Origin of the sequence: Trinickia dabaoshanensis, from assembly GCF_002879885.1 — a bacterium.
Lineage (GTDB): Bacteria > Pseudomonadota > Gammaproteobacteria > Burkholderiales > Burkholderiaceae > Trinickia > Trinickia dabaoshanensis.
The window spans coordinates 110,393-129,172 of record NZ_PNYA01000015.1; the positions used below are offsets into that span (position 1 = coordinate 110,393).

Consider the following 18,780-nt stretch of genomic DNA (forward strand, 5'->3'; position numbering starts at 1 on the left):
TTACTTGGACTGGTGATTGAATCGGAGAGGTACATCATGAAGTTCGCAATGAAAACCGAAATCCACACGGACGATCTGTGCACGATCGTGCGTGCGATGAAATCCGTCGATTCGGATGCGCAGGTCGAGGTCGATGTAGGAGCGCAAACCGTGACTGTCGACTCGTGGCTGATGCCGGAAGAATTTCTCGTTGCTTTCAACGACGAAGAATTGGAAGTGAGTATTGCGCAATGGTAATCGTGACTGCAGCGGCCGGGGATCGCATCGGCGTCTGTTCATTGATCCGCGACGAGTTGGATGCCATAACCCGTTGGAAGCGCGGGACTCAAGAGACGAGGGAACACATGTATGCAACGCAAATTCGACGATCTGGTGTTGGGTAGCATAGAGCTGTTTTGCCTCGCTGCGGAGTTGGGCAGTTTTACGCTGGCCGCCAATGCGGCGAGTGTTACGCCCGCGGCGGTCAGCCGTTCCGTTGCGCGGCTCGAAGAGCGGCTCGGGGTGCGGCTTTTCGTGCGCACCACGCGCCAGATTCGCCTCACGGATGCCGGGCGGCGCTATTTCGAGCAATGCCGCCGGGCGTTGACGCAGCTCGTGGATGCCGAACGCGAGGTAACGGGAGAGCAGTCGACGCCCGCCGGCGTGCTGCGCATCAGTATGCCGACCCCATACGGGCACTATCGCGTGCTGCCGCTACTGCCTGCGTTTCACGAGCGCTATCCCAAGGTCCAAATCGAGACGCATCTGAGCAACCGCAACATCGATTTTGCGGATGAAGGCTTCGATCTCGCGATACGAGGGCGAGCGCCGGCCGACTCGAGTCTCGTGGCGCGCAAGCTCGAAGACGCGGAACTGGTCGTCGTGGCAGCGCCGGCCTATCTCGGGCGCGCGGGCGTGCCAAACACCGTGGCCGATCTGCAGGCGCATGAATGCATACAGTTCGAATTGCCGAGCAGTGGACGTAATCTCGCATGGACCTTCGAAGGATCGCACGAAGATGGCGATGTGCCGACGAACGGCAGTTACGGGACATCCGGCGACGCGCTGGCAGGCGTCACGCTCGCGCGGGCTGGTGCAGGGCTTTTTCAGACGTATCGCTTCGTGGTGGAGGAGGACCTGCGCGAAGGCCGGCTCGTCGAGGTGCTGCGCGATGCGGGACGGCGTACGCGGCCGTTTATTCTGCTTTACCCACACGCACGCTACTTGACGTCGCGTGTGCGCGCCTTCGTCGACTTTCTGGCGGAGCGAGTGCAAACCCCGGTGGGTGTGTCGGCCACTTAGTTGCGGGCGGCTAACCGTATTGGCGTAGAGTCATCATTTCCGGTCATAACCGAGGTCAGCGAAATGCCTGTTGTTACCAGCCGGCAGAGAGTGCTTGCCGGGCATACGGCCCTAGCCATGGGCGTGGAAAAGCCGCCCATCTTTCGATACTGGGATGAGAATAGGCGCAGTAGCGTATGCATTTCCATTTCTCTGGGCCGACAAACTCAAGTCCACGCTGATCGGAGGCACGCGAGTAGCATGGCTGCTCGCGGTGCCGGTGTCGAAAGCGGAGACCGCCTATGCCCAGACCTACGGGCCACAGAGTCTGGAGGCACGCTTCGCGGAAATGGATATCGATATCTACGACCTCAATCGTGCTTCGGTGATTTGATCACGCGAGAACATCTCGAACCAATCAGGTGGACCGTGATTCGTGCGAGTCAGTGCGCGTTGATTTGCCACGCAAGCACGGGGTGATTCGCGCCCGCCGGCATCGCCCAGACGCCGTTCGGGCCGAAGTCATAGCCGACGAAGGACGCGGGTGTGCTCATCTGGGCTGTCGTGAGCCCGTTCGAGGCCGGAATAGGGGTGCCACCGCCAACGCCCATCGCGGTACCGGTCGTTTCCGTGTTCCAGTACACGTCCTTTGCGATCGAGCCGCCGTTGTATTCAGCGATGCCATAGGGTCCGAGGTAGCCTGCGCCCTGCGACGCATTGAACCCCAACACCGCACCGGTTGCGAACGACTGGCTGATCGTTCCGTTATTCGTGTACACAAGTGCCCCGCCACCCAGGCAGACAAACTCGTTACACCCCGTCATGACCGCACCGGTTGCATAAGATTGGCTGATCGTCCCGTTGTTGTTGCCGACGAGACCGCCCGGAGATCCGATGCTGATTCCGCCGAGTACGCCATAGACGCCTCCGTACACCGTCCCCGACGCGTACGATTGAGTAACCACGCCGTCATTCTCGCCGACGAGCCCACCCACGTTCGCGCCGGCGATGGTCGCAGCGCTGCTCGACGAGCGCACGATGGTGCCGCGGTTCACGCCCACGAGTCCGCCGGCTGTCGTGCTATTTCCGCCCGCCGTTTCGGCGGCGCTGACCGTGCCGGACGTGTTGACGCGCAAGACGGTCCCGTCGTTTTCGCCGGCCAGGATACCCTCGGTACCGCCCGTTGACGTCAAATCCGGGGCGGCCTGTATCGTTGCACTGCCATTGACGTTCAGGTCACGCACCACGGCACTTTTACCCAGGGTCGCGAACATACCCACCGCCGGTGCACCGGTCCCACTGCCTTGCATCGTCAGCGAACTGATCGTATGGCCTCTTCCGTCGAATTGCCCGGCGAACGGCGTATTGCCGCCGCCAAGCGGGACATACGAGCCGTTGCTGGTGGCACTCGCGTCGATGTCCCGGCCCAGCGCATAGTTACCGGCGAGATCGGCCGCGACGTTCTCTAGATCCGCCAAAGAATCGACGAGCTTATAGCCCGTGATCTGCGTCACGAGACCGCTGTCGGCGGGGGCGGCCCACGACGTATTGGACAGCAGCGTGCCGGGACTGTAGCTGCCGTTCATGTCGTAGTAGGCGCTGACGATACCGGCGCTCTTCGACCAATCGACGGTGCCGTCGTTGGCCACGCTGCCGCCGTTGTCGATCGCCGTCGCATCCGCGCGCAGCGTAAGGTTGCCGCTGCCTTGGTTCTTGAGCGTCACGCCCTTATCGACGTCGATGCCGTGATAGGCGCCCAAGGTGAGGGAGGCTGCGCCATTCCAGGCCATGCTCGACGCAACGTCGATATTGCCGTTTCCACCCGCGCCTCCCATCGTTTGCAGATAGATGGAGGTACCGGCGTTCAAGCTACGCGAGAAGGACAATGCAGCGGCGTTGCCGATCGTGAAGCTTGGCGTCGTGATGTTCCAAAGACGGGCCGATACCGTCGGGCCGCAGCCGCAAAAGAGGAGGTTACCCGCGAGGGTGTCGACCGTGCCGCCGCTACCGTCTGGATTTTTTGCCTCGATTCTGCCAGCGAGTTTCACCGTTCCGGTATCGGCCACGAGCCAGACGTGACCATCGCGCGTGGCGCTGCCGGTGGCGCGAATCGCCTGATGATTACCCGAGAGCGCATAGACGTTTCCGTCGGCCCCTTGCAGGCTCACTTGGGCAGCTTGAATGGCACCTTCATTGAATACCGTGCCTTTGCTGCCCATCTGAACGAAGACTTGCCGTCCGCTCGACGAATCCTGTAGGAGCACCTCGCTGCCTGCTGCCAGCTCTGCGGTGCCGTTCGGCGCACTGATGGTGCCCAAATTGGTCGCGGTTTTGGCCGAGACGAGGAACACGTCACCGCCCGTCGAACCGATCTTGCCGAAATTGATGACGCTCTTGTCTGAACTGCCCGGTACCGCCGATAACGTCAGCGGACCGCCGTTCATGAAGGCGGTGTCGTCGGCATCGAGCGTGGAGGCGACAAACCGTCCCCCTGTCGAGACGATGCCGCTTGGGCCGACGACGATGCCGTGGGGATTGATCACGTAGACGCTGCCCGTGGCCGAGAGAGAGCCGAGGATCATGGATAGATCGTTCCCGGTGACGCGATTCAACGTGGCGCCGGTGCCGTTATTGAAGTTCACGCGATTGCCGAAGCCGATCGAAAAGCTATCCCAGTCGATCACGGCGCGCGACGAGTTTTGATTGATCGAGAGCGATGTCCCATTGCCTGCGATCGAGCCGGTGCCGGCGACAAAATGACCGCCACCAGGCAACGTGCTGCCTGCGTTCGCCGGAGACGGTGCCCCGCACAGCGCTGCAACCGCGCTGAGCACGAACGACAGCATCGGCTTTGACTTGACCGGAAACTCGGTACCTCGTACGCGTTTCATAATAGTCCTTGTCAGTTTCGTCGGCGTTCCCTCACGGAATGCCATGTGGGTGCCCGTGCGCATAGAATCGATTTTCGGGCTGAATGACCGTTTGAATGATGAATATGTTTTTATGTTTCGATTGTCAATTTTTATTTAGGGATAGTATTTTTCGGTCGCTAAATAGTATTCGTTGGTCAATTGCATCTATATATGCATTTCGAGTTTTGTAATGTTCGAAAACGTATCGAAAGATTTTTGATGGAAGCGGTAGCGCGCTCTCGCAACATGCGAGACCGGAAGCTGGTGTGGAATGTGCCGTGTCGATGATGTATCGTCGATGATGGTCGGGGTTTTTAGGCGCGTTGCCGGAGGGAAGGGCCATGGGCGTGTTCAGTCGCCTCGTGTTGTTTTCGGAAGTTCGCGGCACCGTGTTGAAGGAAGGCAAATCGGTGGCGGGAGCCGAGCTGGTCCAGAAGGTGGTGTGGTCGGACGATGAGGATAAAAATCCGACACGGCATACGAAGACCGACGAAAACGGTACTTTCGCGTTCCCGGCCATAGAAAGCAGCGCCGGTCTGCTTCGCTTGATTCCAGCGCAACCGACGATCCAGCAGACCATCGTGATCCGTTATGAGGGCGTGGAGTACATGGCGTGGATGCACGGCAAGGGCTCGTATGCTGCGAATACGGAACTCGATGGCCGGCCGATCAAGCTGATCTGCGAGTTGACCCGCCAGCCCGATTACGAGGGTAAGCATTACGGAATCTGCAGAGTGGTCTGACCACTGCGGCGGCGCCTCCCTGATCACCACCGAGGCAAGCCACTCAATTCAGGTTTTCCACATGACGGCCCGCTTACGCCGGCGTTGATGAAGAAGCTTGGTCTCGGGCGTTACGTGAATGGCGTGCAATTGGAAGACATCGATAACTAAAGAGGGAAACACAATGCGCGAATGCTTGCCGCGCTCGCGGCAGGGCTGGTCGAGGTGACGAGTGTGTTCATTGCTTCATACCACTCCGCTTTCGCAATGCGCATGGAGGCGCCGCTCGACGCCGGCGTTTTTAACGCTCGGAATGGGAGCGGCCGAGACCTGGTAGAGTCTACGCTCGGAGAATGTCATGAAAGCAGCGTGAGACATGTCGCTTCGCGTCAATCCCGGCACTCCGGGCGCCCATTCGAAAGGGAAAGATGCCGACGGATATCCGGAGAACGGGGAGGGCTAACGTGACAGGACACGAAACACATAAGTCACATGCGCAGGCAGTGCGGTCCCGCGTGTTCGACATACCGGCAGGTGAGCGTTTCGAAGGTTGCCTTCTTGGTGGTGCGGTAGGCGATGCACTCGGTGCGCCAGTGGAGTTCATGCCGAGAGATGAGATCGTGCGCCGCTTCGGTCCCGGCGGGATTACAGAATACGCCTCGGCGTACGGTCGCATCGGCGCTATCACGGACGACACTCAGATGACGCTTTTCACGGCCGAAGGTCTGTTGCGGGCATGGGTCCGCGGCTGCCTGAAAGGCGTTTCGACATATTCCGGCGTCACGTCACATGCCTATCTTCGCTGGTTGCTCACACAGGGACTCAAGCCCACCAATAGAGTAATGATCGAAACCGATGAGATGGGTTGGCTCTTCCGGCAGCCTGAACTTCATCATCGGCGTGCACCGGGAAACACATGTCTTTCCGCGTTGCAGGAAACTCAATCACTGGGCAAGCCTGCGACAAACAGCAGTAAGGGATGCGGCGGCGTAATGAGGGTGGCGCCCGTAGGACTGTTTGGCGCTCAGAACATGTCGGAGATGGAGGTTTTCGATCTCGGCGTTGAGCTTGCAGCGCTAACGCATGGTCATCCCACAGGCTCGCTCACGGGGGGATGTCTGGCAGCTATGGTTCACGCACTCGTTCAAGGCCGGAATCTGCAAGTGGCATTGGATATCGCGAAGCGGATTCTGGTCGGGAAGGCTCAGCATGAAGAAACACTCCACGCGATAGAAGCAGCCGAGCGCCTCGCGACGTCAGCGTTGCCACGGGAGGTTGCCATTGCCGAACTCGGTCAGGGCTGGGTCGCAGAGGAAGCGCTCGCTATTTCGGTCTATTGCGCGTTGGTAGCAAAAGATTTCCGCGATGGCATCATCCTGGCTGTGAATCACGATGGTGACAGCGATTCGACCGGTTCGATTACCGGTAACCTGCTCGGAACGATGCTTGGTGTGACCGCGATTCCGTCACATTGGCTTGACGCTCTGGAGCTTCGCTCCGTTATTGCCGAGCTTGCGGGGGATCTGTGTCGATATCGCGAATGGGACATGAGCGACAATTCGCCCAATCATCATTTAGTGCGACAGGTCTGGGAGAAATATCCGGGATTCTAACTGAGGTGGATTGCCTCTGAAGGGCCTGGGCGCAATGATGAAAAAAGGCCGGCTAAAGCCGACCTTTTAAATATGGTGCCCAGGAGAGGACTCGGTCACGCGAGCGCGACCCCGGCTGCGCTTGCAAGCGCAGCCTTTCGAGTCCCCACGTAAGGTGCGCAGGCACCTTACTTCCTGGGCGTAATAATGAAAAAAGGCCAGCTAAAGCTGACCTTTTTAAAATACTTGGTGCCCAGGAGAGGACTCGAACCTCCACGATGTTGCCACCGCTAGGACCTGAACCTAGTGCGTCTACCAATTCCGCCACCTGGGCTCGCTGCGAAAGCGAAGGCGCTATTGTAGCCAGTTCGGCGCGGCTGTCAACTACCGATGACCACGAATACCTGCGCGATCGGCGCTTTCGACGCGCCAGGCACCACGGCGCGCAGCGGTTGCCCATACGTCACCCGTGCATTGACGAAGCGCGACCACTGAAAACGCACCCCAAGCCCCACACTCGACAACATGCCCGCCCGCACCTCGCTCGGCTGATCGGCCTTGTTCCATACATGCCCCGCATCGACGAACGCGAACGGTTGAAAAGCCGGGCCGTCGTCGCCGAAAAACGCAAACGCGGGCGCACGCAACTCCGTCTGCAGGTTCCATCCACGATCGCCCTGGACGCTGTAAGGCTCATACCCGCGCACGGTGTCGTCACCGCCCAAGCCCATCTCCTCGCTCGGCAGCAGGGTATTGGGCGTCCACTGGAAGCGCCCGCGAGCCGAAACCGTGAAGCCGGCCCCGACCGTCAGGCTGCGCTCGGCCAATAGCTGTAAATAGGTATAACGCGCGGTCGCACCATGGCGAGAGATTTCGAATTCGCTGTCGGCGTTGCTGCCGTCGAGATGCCCAGGGCTCGAGACGAGCGCCAGGTTCGCGTGCGTCTGGCCGAGCGCATCGCTTTTATTGGCGTCGTAGGTCACGAGAAACTGATGGACGTGCGTGTTCGCATCGAAGATCTGCGCGCCGCCGAACTCCAAGTCGTTGTTGGACCGCTTGAAGTCATAGCCGAACTGCACCTGTTGTTGCCACCCGTCGACGAACGGCAAGTGCCGGTCATAACGGAAGCTGAACTGCGCCGAAATCCCCGCTTGATTGAAGCTGTCCGGCAAACGCGGCGTGCTGCGCGCATAGACGCCGAACAGCTCGACACGATCGAGCCACGGCAGCGGCGCGGAGTAGTTGAACGAATGCGCTTCCATGCGGGGACGATTGGGCCGCCCCTCGATCGGCGGATTGCCGCCGAATAAATCGTTGCTGGCCGTGTATTGGTACGAGATCTCTTGGTCGAGACCGAACAGGTTGCCGTAGTCGATCCCGGCGAAAAAGCGATCGCGTCCCAACTGAGCCACGCCGGCGTCGTCGTACCCCGCCGTGACGCGCAGCGGAAAGCGATCCTGCGTCTGCAAGATCACATCGGTCGAATTCGGCGCCTGCCCGGGCGCATACACGACATCCACCCGCCGATACGGGTTCGCATTCAACAGCGCGAGCCCGGCCTCGATATCCGACTCGTGGACCGGCGCGCCGGTGCGCAAGGGCATCTCGCGGATGAGTTGCGCCTGCGAGAACCAGCGATTGCCGCGTGCGCTGACCTCGCCGAGATGAAATTCGGTCACCGCGATGCGCACGACCCCGTCGCTGATATCCTGCTCGGGAACATAAACATCCACGAGCGGCAAGCCTGCGCTTCGAAACCGTTCGATGACGGCGCGGCGTATTTCGGCCAGGCCCGCGAAAGTCAAAGGACGACCGATGTCGTCGGCAAAGCCGGCGAGAAACGCGTCGTCGAGTTCGGGCAGATTGACCTCGGCGACTTGCTGTCCCTCCGGCAAGCTCTGCGACCGCACGGCGGCGCGGCCGTCGTCCTTGACGAAGACGAGCCCGCGCAATAGTGCGACGGCGACTTGTTGCGAGCCGCTTTCCGGCGAGGGGGGGCGAGGCGGGCCGCTCGGCCGGCTCGGCGCCGGCGGCGGGGTAGGTGCGACATCCCGATAGGCTTGCGCCGCGGCCGTGGCGCTCACCACGGCCAGCGCTGCCGCGGTCCATTTGAGTCTGCCGCCGAATATGCGCTTCATGCGTGCGTGAGCTGCATCGATTTATCGAGTCCCCGTCCCGCGCATGACGATCGTTACGCGCGCACTATGTCTTTGATCTTACGTGCGGGCACGCCGCCCACTAACGTGTAAGCCGGTACGTTTTTCGTCACCACGGCGCCCGCGGCTACCACGGCTGCTTCGTGTATCGTCACACCCGGCAAAATGGTGGCGCCCGCACCTATCCAGACCTTGTCTTCCACGCGGATCTCATGGTGGTCGAGTCCGCGGCCGACGTTCGGCGCGAACACGACGTCGTGCGTCGCCGTTTCGAACGATACGCGCGGCCCGATTTGCACGTCCGCGCCGATCGAGATCTTGCTATTGCGGCAAGCAAGGCGAGTGTCGGCGTTCAAATAAGCACGGTCTCCGATCGAAATACCGCGCAGCGTCTCTTCGTTCAGACTGAGTTCGACGCTCAACGGCCCGATGATCGTCACGTTCTCGCCGATCGTAATCCCCGCCCTGCGATAGAGAGCGGGGCGCATCCGGTTGAACGGGCCGTACGTCGGCATCGCATTGCCGAGGCTCATGAACAAGTGTCGTTTGAATGCCGTGAGTAGCTTCATCGTCCTGCTTGCATGCCAGCGCATCGCGCTCCAATGCGCAAGCCTAACGCAGCCCGGCGGTTCAGTCCCTTACGTGGCGTATTGAGCGGGTTTTTTGTCGCAAATCCGGGCTTCGGGCGCAACCGGTACGTTCGGCCACGCCTTTGCCTACGCGGGTGGCGTCCTCTGCGGCGGGTTTATTTCCTACATTTAAAGGGTCGAATTAAAATTTAAAAATAGGGTGTTTAAAAATTTCCGCGGGCGGCATTTATTTCCGAAAATCCTACAAACAATGTTCGAAAACTAGGGCATTCCCCTATGTGGTATCGGTAATAACGTGTCGCCAAGTGGTAACAAAATGATACGAAAATACACACTTCGGCAAGATTGACAGCGCGGACGTTTTTACGGCCCATCTGTCGGAAGAATCCTACATATTTCGCGCACGACCTACGCAATGTTCCGACTGCGCTGATTTCGCCGGTATGCGCATTCGCCGATACTGCGTGTCAACAAGTTGCCGCCGACATCGCCCGCCGCCGCACGGGGCATCGAGACGGGGCAAACGTAGCGGGTCTTGCGAGAAGTGATGCGCCGGTTGCGGCTTGAAGGTTTCGAATTTAGTTAGGAATCCTAACTGTTTGTCAGTTGTTCGCGGGTCGGTCCGGCGTACCGGATTCGGGTTCGCAAAGCCGCTGGCCCATTACCACCCGTTCGGCTCGAGTCCGAACTCGACGCTGTAGAGAGACCCAGTAAGATGAAACGACGTCAATTCCTCGGCTGCCTGACGGCGGCGGCAAGCAGCTACGTTCTGGTCGCATGCGGCGGCGGTGGCGGCGCAAGCACCGGAAGTGCAACGAACGCGGCCGGCGGTACCACCGCGGTCGCCAACGCGAGTACGACGGGGACGTCGACGGCTTCGCCCGACGGGACTACCGTGCCTTCCGCCACCTCTATCGTGGACAACGGCGCAAACGTTTGGACACTCTCGAACGGCTACATCTACAAGAACGGCGTCAAGGATCCGAATTCGTACAACGTGATCATGCTGCTGTGGTACGGCGGTTCGGTTTATCAGGAAAACACGAGCAAGGCGTTCTATCAGTACACGGGCACGACCTGGATCGCGTGCCTCGATCCGCGCCTGGGCGGCACGTCGGCCGACGGCACGGCCATTCCGCCCGCGTCGTACATCATCGATAAGCAGAACAACCAATACACGCTGTCGAACGGCTACATCTACAAGAACGGCGTGAAGGATCCGTACTCGTACAACGTGAGCATGTTGCTCTGGTATGGCGGCATGATTTACCAAGAAGGCACGGGCGGGCAGTTCTACGTGAAGACGTGGATGAATACGTGGAAGCCGTGCCGCGACCCGCGCATCAACCTGGCCGCGACGGCCGGCTCGTTCTATGGCATCAACGGTCACTACGATTACCCGTTCACACCGACGCAGGTCGTGACGGCGCTGCAAGCGCTGGGCTGCACGACGTATCGCGTGGGCTGCATCAACACGTCGACGCAATTGAGCCGTGTCGTGGCGTTGGCCAAGGCGTTCCAAACCGCGAACATGACGCTGTTCTCGCTGCTCGACTACGGCCTGCGCGACTCCACCGGTACGCTGTTCACCAGCGAGTCGGCCGCCTATAGCGCTTCCTACACGGGCGCGGCGGCGATCGCAACGGCGCTGGCGCCGTACGGCGTGACGATGTACGAATGCGGCAACGAACTCACGCGCGATCCGGCGATCATCCTCAATTCGGCGACGGCCGGCACGAGCAACGCCGACTTCAACAACGCGAATTGGCCGATCATGCGTGGCTCCATTCGCGGCATGATCGACGGCATCAAGTCGGTTCAGCCGGGAGCCAAGGTGGGCGTGAATTTCTGCGTGGCCGATATCGCCGCGTCGGACATGCTCTGGGACGGATTCCAACCGGACGGCTCGGGCGGTCATCCCACGGTGCGGTGGGACATCACGACTTGGCACAACTATCAACCGTACGGCGACATCTTCAATGTCGGCACGGACGGCGCGGGCCCCGGCTTCAACCTGCCGTCGTATTGCAAGGCCCGCTACGGCGTGCCGTTCATGATCACGGAATGGAACGCGAGCCCCGAGCAAAACGAAACCTTCCGATCGACCTACGTCACGCAACAATTGGGCGAGTTCTACGCGGCGCGCAAGACGCAGGGGATTCAGTCGGTGATGTACTACGAACTGACGAGCGGCGACTATACCTACGGCATCGTGCTCGACGACCTGACGCCGATTCAACCGACGTACGGTTCGTTCCAGTCGTTCGCGAAGAGCAACCCGGACAATTGATGGGTTGAGCTAACCCGCCGACATCGGCGAACGAAAAAAAGGCTCGAAGCCAAGGCGCGCATTCATCGCGCGGCGGCTTCGAGCCTTTTTGCTTGCTGCGGCGGCTTTCGGCCCAGCTAACGGCCGGTGTTCGGCGCGGGGCTCGCGGCGATCCGTGGCCCGCGCCTCGGAATCGGCGCACGCGGCGGTGCGGTGGGCACGGCCCGGTGGGCGAAGGCGGGATAGGTCACGCGTACGCGAGAGGCAAGCAACAACGAGATGACGAGCGCGATCGGCAGCATGTTGGACGGGGTCGTCAACCGGTGCTCGGTCGCCGACATCGCAAGCAGGCACACCGAGGCGAGCTCGACGAACCGGTAGGCAATGAAATTGCGGCCGTTCTCGCGCGCCGCCGCCCACGCGCCGCGCTGGCACCAATCAACGAGGCGCCAATAGAAGGCGAGCATCAGCGACAAGCCGACGACGCCCAGTTCGGCCAGCAAGTTCAGATACGAGTTGTGCGCGTGCGAATCGCTGTGGGCGGCCGTGATGCCGACGGCTCGCCCGAACGCGCCGAAGTAATTGACGACGAGCCCGATGGTGTCGTCGAACGACCCGAAACCCATCCCGATGAGCGGGCTTTGACGGAAGTAGGCGAGGGCACGCGGCCAAAGCCACTCGTACCGGATATCGAGGTTGGCCACTTTTTCGTCGGCGTTTTCGATGCTGAACTGATAGCCCATGTAGTCGGTCGAGCCGTGCGTGTGAAGAGCGGCGATCGTAAGCGACGCGGCGATCAGGCCACCGACCATCGTCGCGAACATCCAACGCTTGCGACCGAACACGACGTAGGGCAACAGCACGAGAATCCCGAACATGGACCCGCGGCTGTAGGTGGAAAACAGCATCAACGCATTCATACCCATCAGCGCAAGCATCGAGCGGCTGCGCTTCATCGAATAGCAGGACAGCCCCAAGCACAGCAAGATCGCGAGGAAGCCGCCCGCGGCGTTGCGCGCGATGAAATAGCTGCCGAACGTGTCGGACGGATGGCGGAAGATCGTCAGCAGGCCGTTTTGCGCGACATACCAAAGGTAATAGGGCGCGTTGATGAGCACGGCGAAGGTGTAAAAGCGCCGCAGCACCTTGTTCAGGTCCCAGCGGTGCACGTAGACGCACCCGGCGAGGATCGGCATGTAAGAGACGAAGAAGTTGCCGTCGTGCCGGTAGAAATCGAACTCGAGGAACGATTCGGGGTTGTAATAGAGCGTCGAAAAAATGGCGAACGCGCCGAAGATCACCAGCGGCGTCATGAAGGCGGGATAGCGGCGTCCGAAGAACCGCCACCCGCACACCGCGATGGGCACGAACCCGATCGCACTGATCGGAACGAAATTGGTGACGCTGAAAATCAGCGCGATCAGGGAAACGTAGGCCACTCGCGTTCGCCCTCGACTTACTTGGTGACGATTGCCGCCGTCAAACCGGCGTTGATCGCAGGCAACAGCAAGCTCAGGACGCGGTTGAAGCGGACGAGCGGGCCGTTGTCGACGTAGACCACATCCTTCGGTTGCAGGTCGAATTGGTTGGCCAGCAACATGGACACGGGCGAGGCCGAGTCCAAGTGGTACACGAGCGGCTTGCCGTTTTCCTGGCGGATCACGTAGAGCTGGCGCGGATTGGCCGTGCCCTGGTTGATGAACCCGGCTTGGCTGAGCGCATCGCTGAGCGTGAGCAGCCCGTCGGTGGTGGGCGTCGCGGCGGTCGGCTTGTTCACTTCGCCCATCACGTACGCTTGATTTTGATCGCGCGAGGTCACGCGCAGCATATCGCCCGGCTGGAGCAAGATGTCCTGCGGATTCTTGCCGTTGACCGACATCAACGAGAGATTGATCGGGTACGACGTGCCGTTGCGCGTGAGCGTCAGATGGGAGCGATCGGCATTGCCCGTGAAGCCGCCGGCACGGTTGATGGCTTCCGTGAGCGTCATCGGAATGTCGTTGATCGCCTCGCCGCCCGGCGTGCGCACTTCGCCGTCCACATACACTTGCGCCGAACGGTACGATGCCACCCGCACCGTCACCTGAGGTTCGCGGAATTCCTTGCTCAAATCGGCGCGCACTTGGCGCTGCACTTCTCCGATCGTCTTGCCCGCCGCATGGATCGGGTGCGACAGATACGGGAAGCTGAGATTGCCTTGGTCGTCGATGACGAAGCCTTGGCCAGGGTCGCCGGGCTTGTTGTTTTGAACCTGCTGACCGAGCGCCGCCGCGAGTTCGGGGTGATCCCAGACGGTGACTTGCAGCACGTCGCCGGGACCGAGCTTATAGGGGCCGGGCTTCGCGAACAGATCGAGCTGGTTGGCTACCTGCATCTGGCCGTCGCCAGCGTTCAATTGCTTGATCAGATTCAGATCGATCGGCACGATGGGAATCTGCTCGGCCTCGCGGACGGCGCCGTCCGACGTCGTCGAAACGGGCAGGGACGCCGGTGTCTCCATATGCTGGCCCGGAACCACGGAGCATGCGCCGAGCAGCGTCGAGAGCACGGCAAGTACCACCGTGCGGCTCTTCGCGGCGCGTGCACGCGTCGTGTTAGCGGTCTGGGCAAGCTGTTGTAGTGTCGTTTTCATTGTTTGGCACTCCATGCATCAATAAGCGTTCGTGTGGCGCAGGCCCTTGAAGATCGTCGCGAGGATGATCCGCATATCGAGCCGGAACGACCAGTTGCGCAGGTAATAAAGATCGTGGGCGACGCGCTGCTCCATCTTCTCCACACGCTCCGTTTCACCCCGAAAGCCGTTCACTTGCGCCCAGCCCGTGATGCCCGGTTTGATGCGGTAGCGATGGATGTAGCCCTGAACGATCGGCTGATAAAGGTTGTCGTGCTCGATCGCATGTGGACGCGGCCCGACGACCGACATCTCGCCGCGCAGCACGTTGATGAACTGAGGAAGCTCATCTAGGCTGGTGCGGCGAAGGAATGCGCCCACGCGCGTGACGCGTGGATCGCCTCGCTTGGCCTGTTCGAGCACGCCGGCCTTCGGGACATGCACGCGCATCGAACGGAATTTGTAAATCGTGAACACACGCCCGTCCACGCCTTTGCGGCGTTGTTTGAAGAAGACGGGACCCGGCGAGCTCAGTTTCACGGCGATCGCAATGGCGATCATCACCGGCGCGAGCGCCAGCAGCGCCGCGGCGGCGAACAGTCGGTCGAACAGGTCTTTCTTGATCAGCGCGGCCGGGGGGACGGGAGACGCGACCAGATTGATCGTCGGCAGTCCTAATAGGTTCGTCACGCTGCCCTCGAACAAGGAGAGCGTGCGCACGTCGGGCATGAAGCGGATATTGACGAGGTCGTTACGGAATTCGTTGACGAGCTTGAGGATGGCGGCTTCCTCCGTCAGCGGCAGCGCAAGCCATACCTCGTCAAGATCCTGTTCGCGCACGAACGAAGCGAACGCTTTATGGTCGTCGAACACCGGCAATTCCGGGTGGGCGAGCGGCGCGGCGCCGGGATTGACGTTATAGATGGCCGTGGCCCGGAAGCCGGTCGTGGGTGCGATTTCGATTTTGCGGATGATGTCGTCGCAATGGCTGCCGCAGCCGGCGATCGCCACTTGGTGCAAGTTCATGCCGGCCGTGCGCATCCGGGCGAGCACGGCATGCATCCACAGCCGGCCGCCGATGATGGCGACACCCGTGAGCAGGGTCCAATACCCGAACCATAGGCGCGAGACGAGATTGACCATGTGCAGCGAGAACATCAGCGCCATGTCGCCCACTTGGACGAGCGCCCAGGCGAAGGCGACCTGCCGGATCAGCGCCCGTTTCGAACGGCCGCGCCACGACTCGTACACGCCGAACGTCGGAAACACGAGCAGCGACAAAGCGGCCGAAAAGGCGACGAAGGCCCAATACAAGCGTCCGTCGGCCACGTCTTCGAATCGCAACTGCGATGCGATCAGGGCGCCCAGCACGATCATGCCGACATCGAATACCCGCGCCCATAGGTCTTGCAGTCCACGCATTTGTTCACTCCCAACCTGTGATCGTCGGTGATCGCCCTGCGGCGATCGGCGCGTCGCGACGCAAGCGTGCTCGACACACCCATCGGTTCGACGATGCGTGTGCGAAGTTGCGATGCCGCGTCCGCGAGTGGTCCATACGCCGGTTCCTCCGGCGAACAAGCCGCGCTACTGACTCAGCGCATGCTTGCGGTAAATGGTGGGCGACACGCCATAGCGTTTTCGGAACAGCCGCCCCAGGCGGTCGCCGTTACCCATGCCGCAGCGTCTTGCGATTTTGTCGACGGGCAGCTTGGTGCCCACCAGCATCGCGCAGATCGCCTCGAAGCGAAGCTGCATCAAATACTCGAGCGGCGTGACGCCGAACTCGCTTTTGAAGCGCCGCAAGTAGTTGCGCACGCTCATGGCGGCGACGGCCGCCGCATCGGACACGGAAATGTCGCTGCCGAAGTTTTCCCGCATCCAACGCGTCGATTCGTGAATTTTGTCGACGGTGGTGTTCAAGCTCGGCGTCTCGCTGCGCGTCTTGACGACTTCGCCGACCGAAGGCGGCAGGCTGCTCGCGATCCGTAGCGACATGTCTTCGCCGTGGTCGGACGCAATTTGCGTCAAGGCCATCTGCGCGGCTTTTTGGTTGAGCGCCCACGCCGGCATCGAACCGGAACCGATCCAGAAGACGGGCACGCTAGGACGCACATGGACGCCGATATCCACGCCGAACGCGGACGTGTGGCGTGTCGCGGCGGCATGGGCCGGCGTATTCGAGCCCGATAGCCAGCGCGCAAGCTGGACGTCGAAGCCCGATGTCACACGCACGTCGTTGCTCGCGACGTATAACGCATGAAAGTCGCCGACCGAATACGCATCGAGCCGCTGGGTCATCACGGCGATCGACGACGAACTCGTGACGGGCCCGCCGAGTTTGGACAGCAACGACACTCGGTACGGCGGCTGATCGCTGGAGAAGCGCATCAGTGCGTTGGCCAATTGAAAGACCTCGCTGATCACGCCCGTCGTAAACAGGCAGTGACCGTCGAAGATGAGGATCCCGATATGGCGCGCGTCTGCCAGCGAGGTCATTTCTCGCCGCATGACGTGCGGTGAAGTAAGTACAGTGGCGCGATCCACGAAGCTTTCCTCCGCATGGTGAACACACATAGGGTGTTGCGGTGCATCATCGTAATCATCATGATGCCACGTCGATTTTTGTAGAAAAAGCTGGCCGAAATCGACGTGTATTTGGCGCCAGTGGTCGTCTCTCGAAAATATATGCGCCGTAGTATTTTTTATATTTTTGTTATAAATTTTTACAAACTCGAATTTTTTTCATGCACCTCCTTCTGGGCACCGGAAACCGGCCTGGAGGCCTTGTGCGGCGGAGTTCGGTAAAAAGTTGGCGTATTAATCGGAAAGATTGTCGATTCGCATAATTGCATCGATCTGCCATTTACCGATCTTAAGCGTTCGGGCATTCGGAATGTTTGTCGTAACTCGACTAAATCGGTCAACACATCGGGCTTTTGCGACCATCGGGATTGCGCATCTTCATGTCTGGCTATGCTTCACAGCAACATGAACCCAAGCGGTGTCGCGGGTCTTTTTTTGCGCGCCGTTGCCGTACGTTCATGCTTATGGACCCACTAGGAGAACAAGCTGATGAGTACTCCTGTTGAAACGAGGGAGAGGCCGCGGATGAACGGTGTGGCGCCGCAGTTGCGCGCACCGCATACGCTTGCCGCGCAAACGGCGCTGCGAACCCGGGCCGTCGTGCTCGCGGGCGGCTCAGGTACGCGGCTTTGGCCGCTCTCGCGCAAGCATTTCCCGAAGCAGCTGGTCGATGTGCTCGGGGCGGGATCGTTGCTGCAGATGACGGTCCGGCGGCTGCAGCGGCTCGCCGATGTCGAGCTCGCGATCGACGAGTCGCCGATCATCGTGTGCGGCGCCGAACATCGTGCCGTCAGCGCTCAGCAGTTGGAGCAGCTGGGCATTCGCGCGCGCTTCATCATCGAGCCGAGCGGACGCAACACGGCGCCGGCGCTGTCGCTGGCGGCGCTGCATGCGCTGGAGGACGGCGGCGACGCCGTGCTCGTCGTCATGCCGGCCGACCACATGATCGCGGATGTCGCCGCGTTCCAACGCGCCGTGGCGGTGGCATCGCGCCACGCCGAGCGCGGGGCGATCGTGACGCTCGGTATTCGGCCGACGCGCCCCGAGACCGGCTACGGCTATATCGAGCCGGGCGACGAAGTGGACGGCACGGCGCGCAAGATTGCGCGTTTCGTCGAGAAACCTCCGATCGAAGTGGCGCGTTCTTACTTGGCCTCCGGCAAGTATTTCTGGAACAGCGGCATCTTCGTGGTACGTGCGAGCGTTTGGCTCTCGACCTTGCAGGAAATGCAACCCGAGACGTATTCCGCTTGCTCGGCCGCCTATGAGGCCGGCCAAGACAGCTCCGGCGGCTACAAACCGCACGAACAATTGTTCGAGCAAGTGCCGTCCGATTCCATCGACTACGCCGTGATGGAAAACCTCGCGCGCGGGGGCGAAGTCGAGGGCGTCGTCGTGCCGCTCGATGCCGAATGGTCCGATTTGGGCTCTTGGGATTCGGTGTGGGATGCGCTCGGCAAGGACGAGAGCGGCAACGTCGCATCGGGCCGCGTGTTGATGGAAGACGCGAACTCTTGCTACGTGCGCGCCGAGAGCCGGCTCGTGACGTGCGTGGGGGTGTCCGATCTCGTGGTCGTGGAAACGGCCGATGCGGTGCTCGTCGTCGATCGCTCGCGCGTGCAGGACGTGAAACGCATCGTTGGGCGTATCGCCGACCAGCAAGGGCCGGAAGTCGATGCCCACCGCAAAGTGCAGCGCCCGTGGGGTTGCTACGACTCGATCGACAAGGGCGAGCGCTTCCAGGTCAAGCACATCGTGGTGGAAGCGGGCGCGCAACTCTCGCTGCAGCTTCACCACCATCGCGCCGAGCATTGGATCGTCGTACGCGGCACGGCACTCGTCACGCGCGGCGAAGAGCAGTTCTTGCTCGGTGAAAATGAATCGACGTATATCCCGCTCGGCGTCAAGCATCGGCTCGAGAACCCGGGGAAGGTACCCCTCGAACTCATCGAAGTTCAATCGGGCGCTTATCTCGGCGAGGACGACATCGTCCGTTTCGAGGACGTCTACGGACGCGCGAACTGAACGGCGCGGCCGCGAGCGAAGTCTTGCGAGCGGCCGCGGCGCGTTTGCCGGCGGAGC

At 60.9% G+C, this 18,780-nt stretch carries 14 protein-coding genes and 1 tRNA gene; 7 read left to right on the forward strand and 8 right to left on the reverse strand.

Going from position 1 to position 18,780, the window contains the following annotated elements; translation table 11 throughout:
* Positions 1–36 precede the first annotated feature (36 nt).
* From C0Z18_RS17415 to C0Z18_RS17425, 3 genes are all read left to right on the forward strand, one after another.
* Positions 37–237 carry a hypothetical protein gene (locus tag C0Z18_RS17415; protein ID WP_102646667.1) on the forward strand — a complete coding sequence of 67 codons (201 nt, stop codon included), beginning with the start codon at positions 37–39 and terminating at the stop codon, positions 235–237.
* 111 nt (positions 238–348) lie between these two features.
* Complete coding sequence (locus tag C0Z18_RS17420) at positions 349–1,281, forward strand: LysR family transcriptional regulator (RefSeq protein ID WP_102646668.1); 933 nt, start codon at positions 349–351, stop codon at positions 1,279–1,281.
* A gap of 154 nt (positions 1,282–1,435) precedes the next feature.
* Entirely contained in the window at positions 1,436–1,654 is a 219-nt protein-coding gene (locus tag C0Z18_RS17425; RefSeq protein ID WP_102646669.1) for a suppressor of fused domain protein, read from the forward strand.
* 49 nt (positions 1,655–1,703) lie between these two features.
* On the opposite strand, the gene C0Z18_RS17430 is transcribed toward C0Z18_RS17425, so the two are convergent.
* On the reverse strand, positions 1,704–4,151 hold the full coding sequence (locus C0Z18_RS17430) for a two-partner secretion domain-containing protein (RefSeq protein WP_233217357.1): 2,448 nt from the start codon (positions 4,149–4,151) through the stop codon (positions 1,704–1,706).
* A gap of 362 nt (positions 4,152–4,513) precedes the next feature.
* Between C0Z18_RS17430 and C0Z18_RS17435 the strand changes: the two genes are divergently transcribed.
* Positions 4,514–4,915, forward strand: coding sequence for a DUF6795 domain-containing protein (locus C0Z18_RS17435; protein WP_102646670.1), 402 nt, complete (start codon positions 4,514–4,516; stop codon positions 4,913–4,915).
* Positions 4,916–5,358: 443 nt separating this feature from the next.
* Positions 5,359–6,507 (forward strand): ADP-ribosylglycohydrolase family protein, encoded by a 1,149-nt coding sequence (locus C0Z18_RS17440; RefSeq protein ID WP_233217358.1) that lies wholly within the window; start codon positions 5,359–5,361, stop codon positions 6,505–6,507.
* A gap of 226 nt (positions 6,508–6,733) precedes the next feature.
* Here the strand turns inward: C0Z18_RS17440 and C0Z18_RS17445 are convergent.
* The 3 genes from C0Z18_RS17445 to C0Z18_RS33780 all read right to left on the reverse strand — a co-directional run bounded on the left by C0Z18_RS17445 (position 6,734) and on the right by C0Z18_RS33780 (position 9,211).
* Positions 6,734–6,820 (reverse strand) — tRNA-Leu (locus C0Z18_RS17445).
* A 46-nt stretch (positions 6,821–6,866) separates the two neighbouring features.
* Positions 6,867–8,624: a ShlB/FhaC/HecB family hemolysin secretion/activation protein gene (locus C0Z18_RS17450; protein ID WP_102646672.1), complete on the reverse strand. Its 1,758-nt coding sequence runs from the start codon at positions 8,622–8,624 to the stop codon at positions 6,867–6,869.
* A 53-nt stretch (positions 8,625–8,677) separates the two neighbouring features.
* The gene (locus C0Z18_RS33780) at positions 8,678–9,211 is read right to left on the reverse strand and encodes an acyltransferase (RefSeq protein WP_269845318.1); all 534 of its coding nucleotides are present in this window, start codon (positions 9,209–9,211) and stop codon (positions 8,678–8,680) included.
* A gap of 736 nt (positions 9,212–9,947) precedes the next feature.
* Between C0Z18_RS33780 and C0Z18_RS17460 the strand changes: the two genes are divergently transcribed.
* Positions 9,948–11,522, forward strand: coding sequence for a hypothetical protein (locus C0Z18_RS17460; RefSeq protein WP_102646674.1), 1,575 nt, complete (start codon positions 9,948–9,950; stop codon positions 11,520–11,522).
* Positions 11,523–11,638: 116 nt separating this feature from the next.
* Here C0Z18_RS17460 and C0Z18_RS17465 read toward each other — a convergent pair whose 3' ends face one another.
* From C0Z18_RS17465 to C0Z18_RS17480, 4 genes are all read right to left on the reverse strand, one after another.
* Positions 11,639–12,940, reverse strand: a complete 1,302-nt coding sequence (locus tag C0Z18_RS17465; RefSeq protein ID WP_102646675.1) for an O-antigen ligase family protein — start codon at positions 12,938–12,940, stop codon at positions 11,639–11,641.
* Between the two features lie 17 nt (positions 12,941–12,957).
* A complete protein-coding gene (locus C0Z18_RS17470; protein ID WP_102646676.1) occupies positions 12,958–14,133 on the reverse strand; it encodes a polysaccharide biosynthesis/export family protein in 1,176 nt (391 codons plus the stop codon).
* Between the two features lie 18 nt (positions 14,134–14,151).
* Complete coding sequence (locus C0Z18_RS17475; RefSeq protein ID WP_102646677.1) at positions 14,152–15,534, reverse strand: undecaprenyl-phosphate glucose phosphotransferase; 1,383 nt, start codon at positions 15,532–15,534, stop codon at positions 14,152–14,154.
* A gap of 165 nt (positions 15,535–15,699) precedes the next feature.
* Positions 15,700–16,611 carry a helix-turn-helix domain-containing protein gene (locus tag C0Z18_RS17480; RefSeq protein WP_158244251.1) on the reverse strand — a complete coding sequence of 304 codons (912 nt, stop codon included), beginning with the start codon at positions 16,609–16,611 and terminating at the stop codon, positions 15,700–15,702.
* Positions 16,612–17,187: 576 nt separating this feature from the next.
* On the opposite strand from C0Z18_RS17480, the gene C0Z18_RS17485 reads away from it, so the two are divergent.
* Complete coding sequence (locus tag C0Z18_RS17485) at positions 17,188–18,723, forward strand: mannose-1-phosphate guanylyltransferase/mannose-6-phosphate isomerase (RefSeq protein ID WP_233217359.1); 1,536 nt, start codon at positions 17,188–17,190, stop codon at positions 18,721–18,723.
* Positions 18,724–18,780: the final 57 nt, after the last annotated feature.

Bases quoted from the DNA above. Each gene is read 5' to 3' on its own strand.
- C0Z18_RS17415 (WP_102646667.1), top strand. From the start codon at position 37: ATGAAGTTCGCAATGAAAACCGAAATCCACACGGACGATCTGTGCACG.
- C0Z18_RS17420 (WP_102646668.1), top strand. From the start codon at position 349: ATGCAACGCAAATTCGACGATCTGGTGTTGGGTAGCATAGAGCTGTTT.
- C0Z18_RS17425 (WP_102646669.1), top strand. From the start codon at position 1,436: ATGAGAATAGGCGCAGTAGCGTATGCATTTCCATTTCTCTGGGCCGAC.
- C0Z18_RS17430 (WP_233217357.1), bottom strand. From the start codon at position 4,151: ATGAAACGCGTACGAGGTACCGAGTTTCCGGTCAAGTCAAAGCCGATG.
- C0Z18_RS17435 (WP_102646670.1), top strand. From the start codon at position 4,514: ATGGGCGTGTTCAGTCGCCTCGTGTTGTTTTCGGAAGTTCGCGGCACC.
- C0Z18_RS17450 (WP_102646672.1), bottom strand. From the start codon at position 8,624: ATGAAGCGCATATTCGGCGGCAGACTCAAATGGACCGCGGCAGCGCTG.
- C0Z18_RS33780 (WP_269845318.1), bottom strand. From the start codon at position 9,211: ATGAAGCTACTCACGGCATTCAAACGACACTTGTTCATGAGCCTCGGC.
- C0Z18_RS17460 (WP_102646674.1), top strand. From the start codon at position 9,948: ATGAAACGACGTCAATTCCTCGGCTGCCTGACGGCGGCGGCAAGCAGC.
- C0Z18_RS17470 (WP_102646676.1), bottom strand. From the start codon at position 14,133: ATGAAAACGACACTACAACAGCTTGCCCAGACCGCTAACACGACGCGT.
- C0Z18_RS17475 (WP_102646677.1), bottom strand. From the start codon at position 15,534: ATGCGTGGACTGCAAGACCTATGGGCGCGGGTATTCGATGTCGGCATG.
- C0Z18_RS17480 (WP_158244251.1), bottom strand. From the start codon at position 16,611: ATGACCTCGCTGGCAGACGCGCGCCATATCGGGATCCTCATCTTCGAC.
- C0Z18_RS17485 (WP_233217359.1), top strand. From the start codon at position 17,188: ATGAGTACTCCTGTTGAAACGAGGGAGAGGCCGCGGATGAACGGTGTG.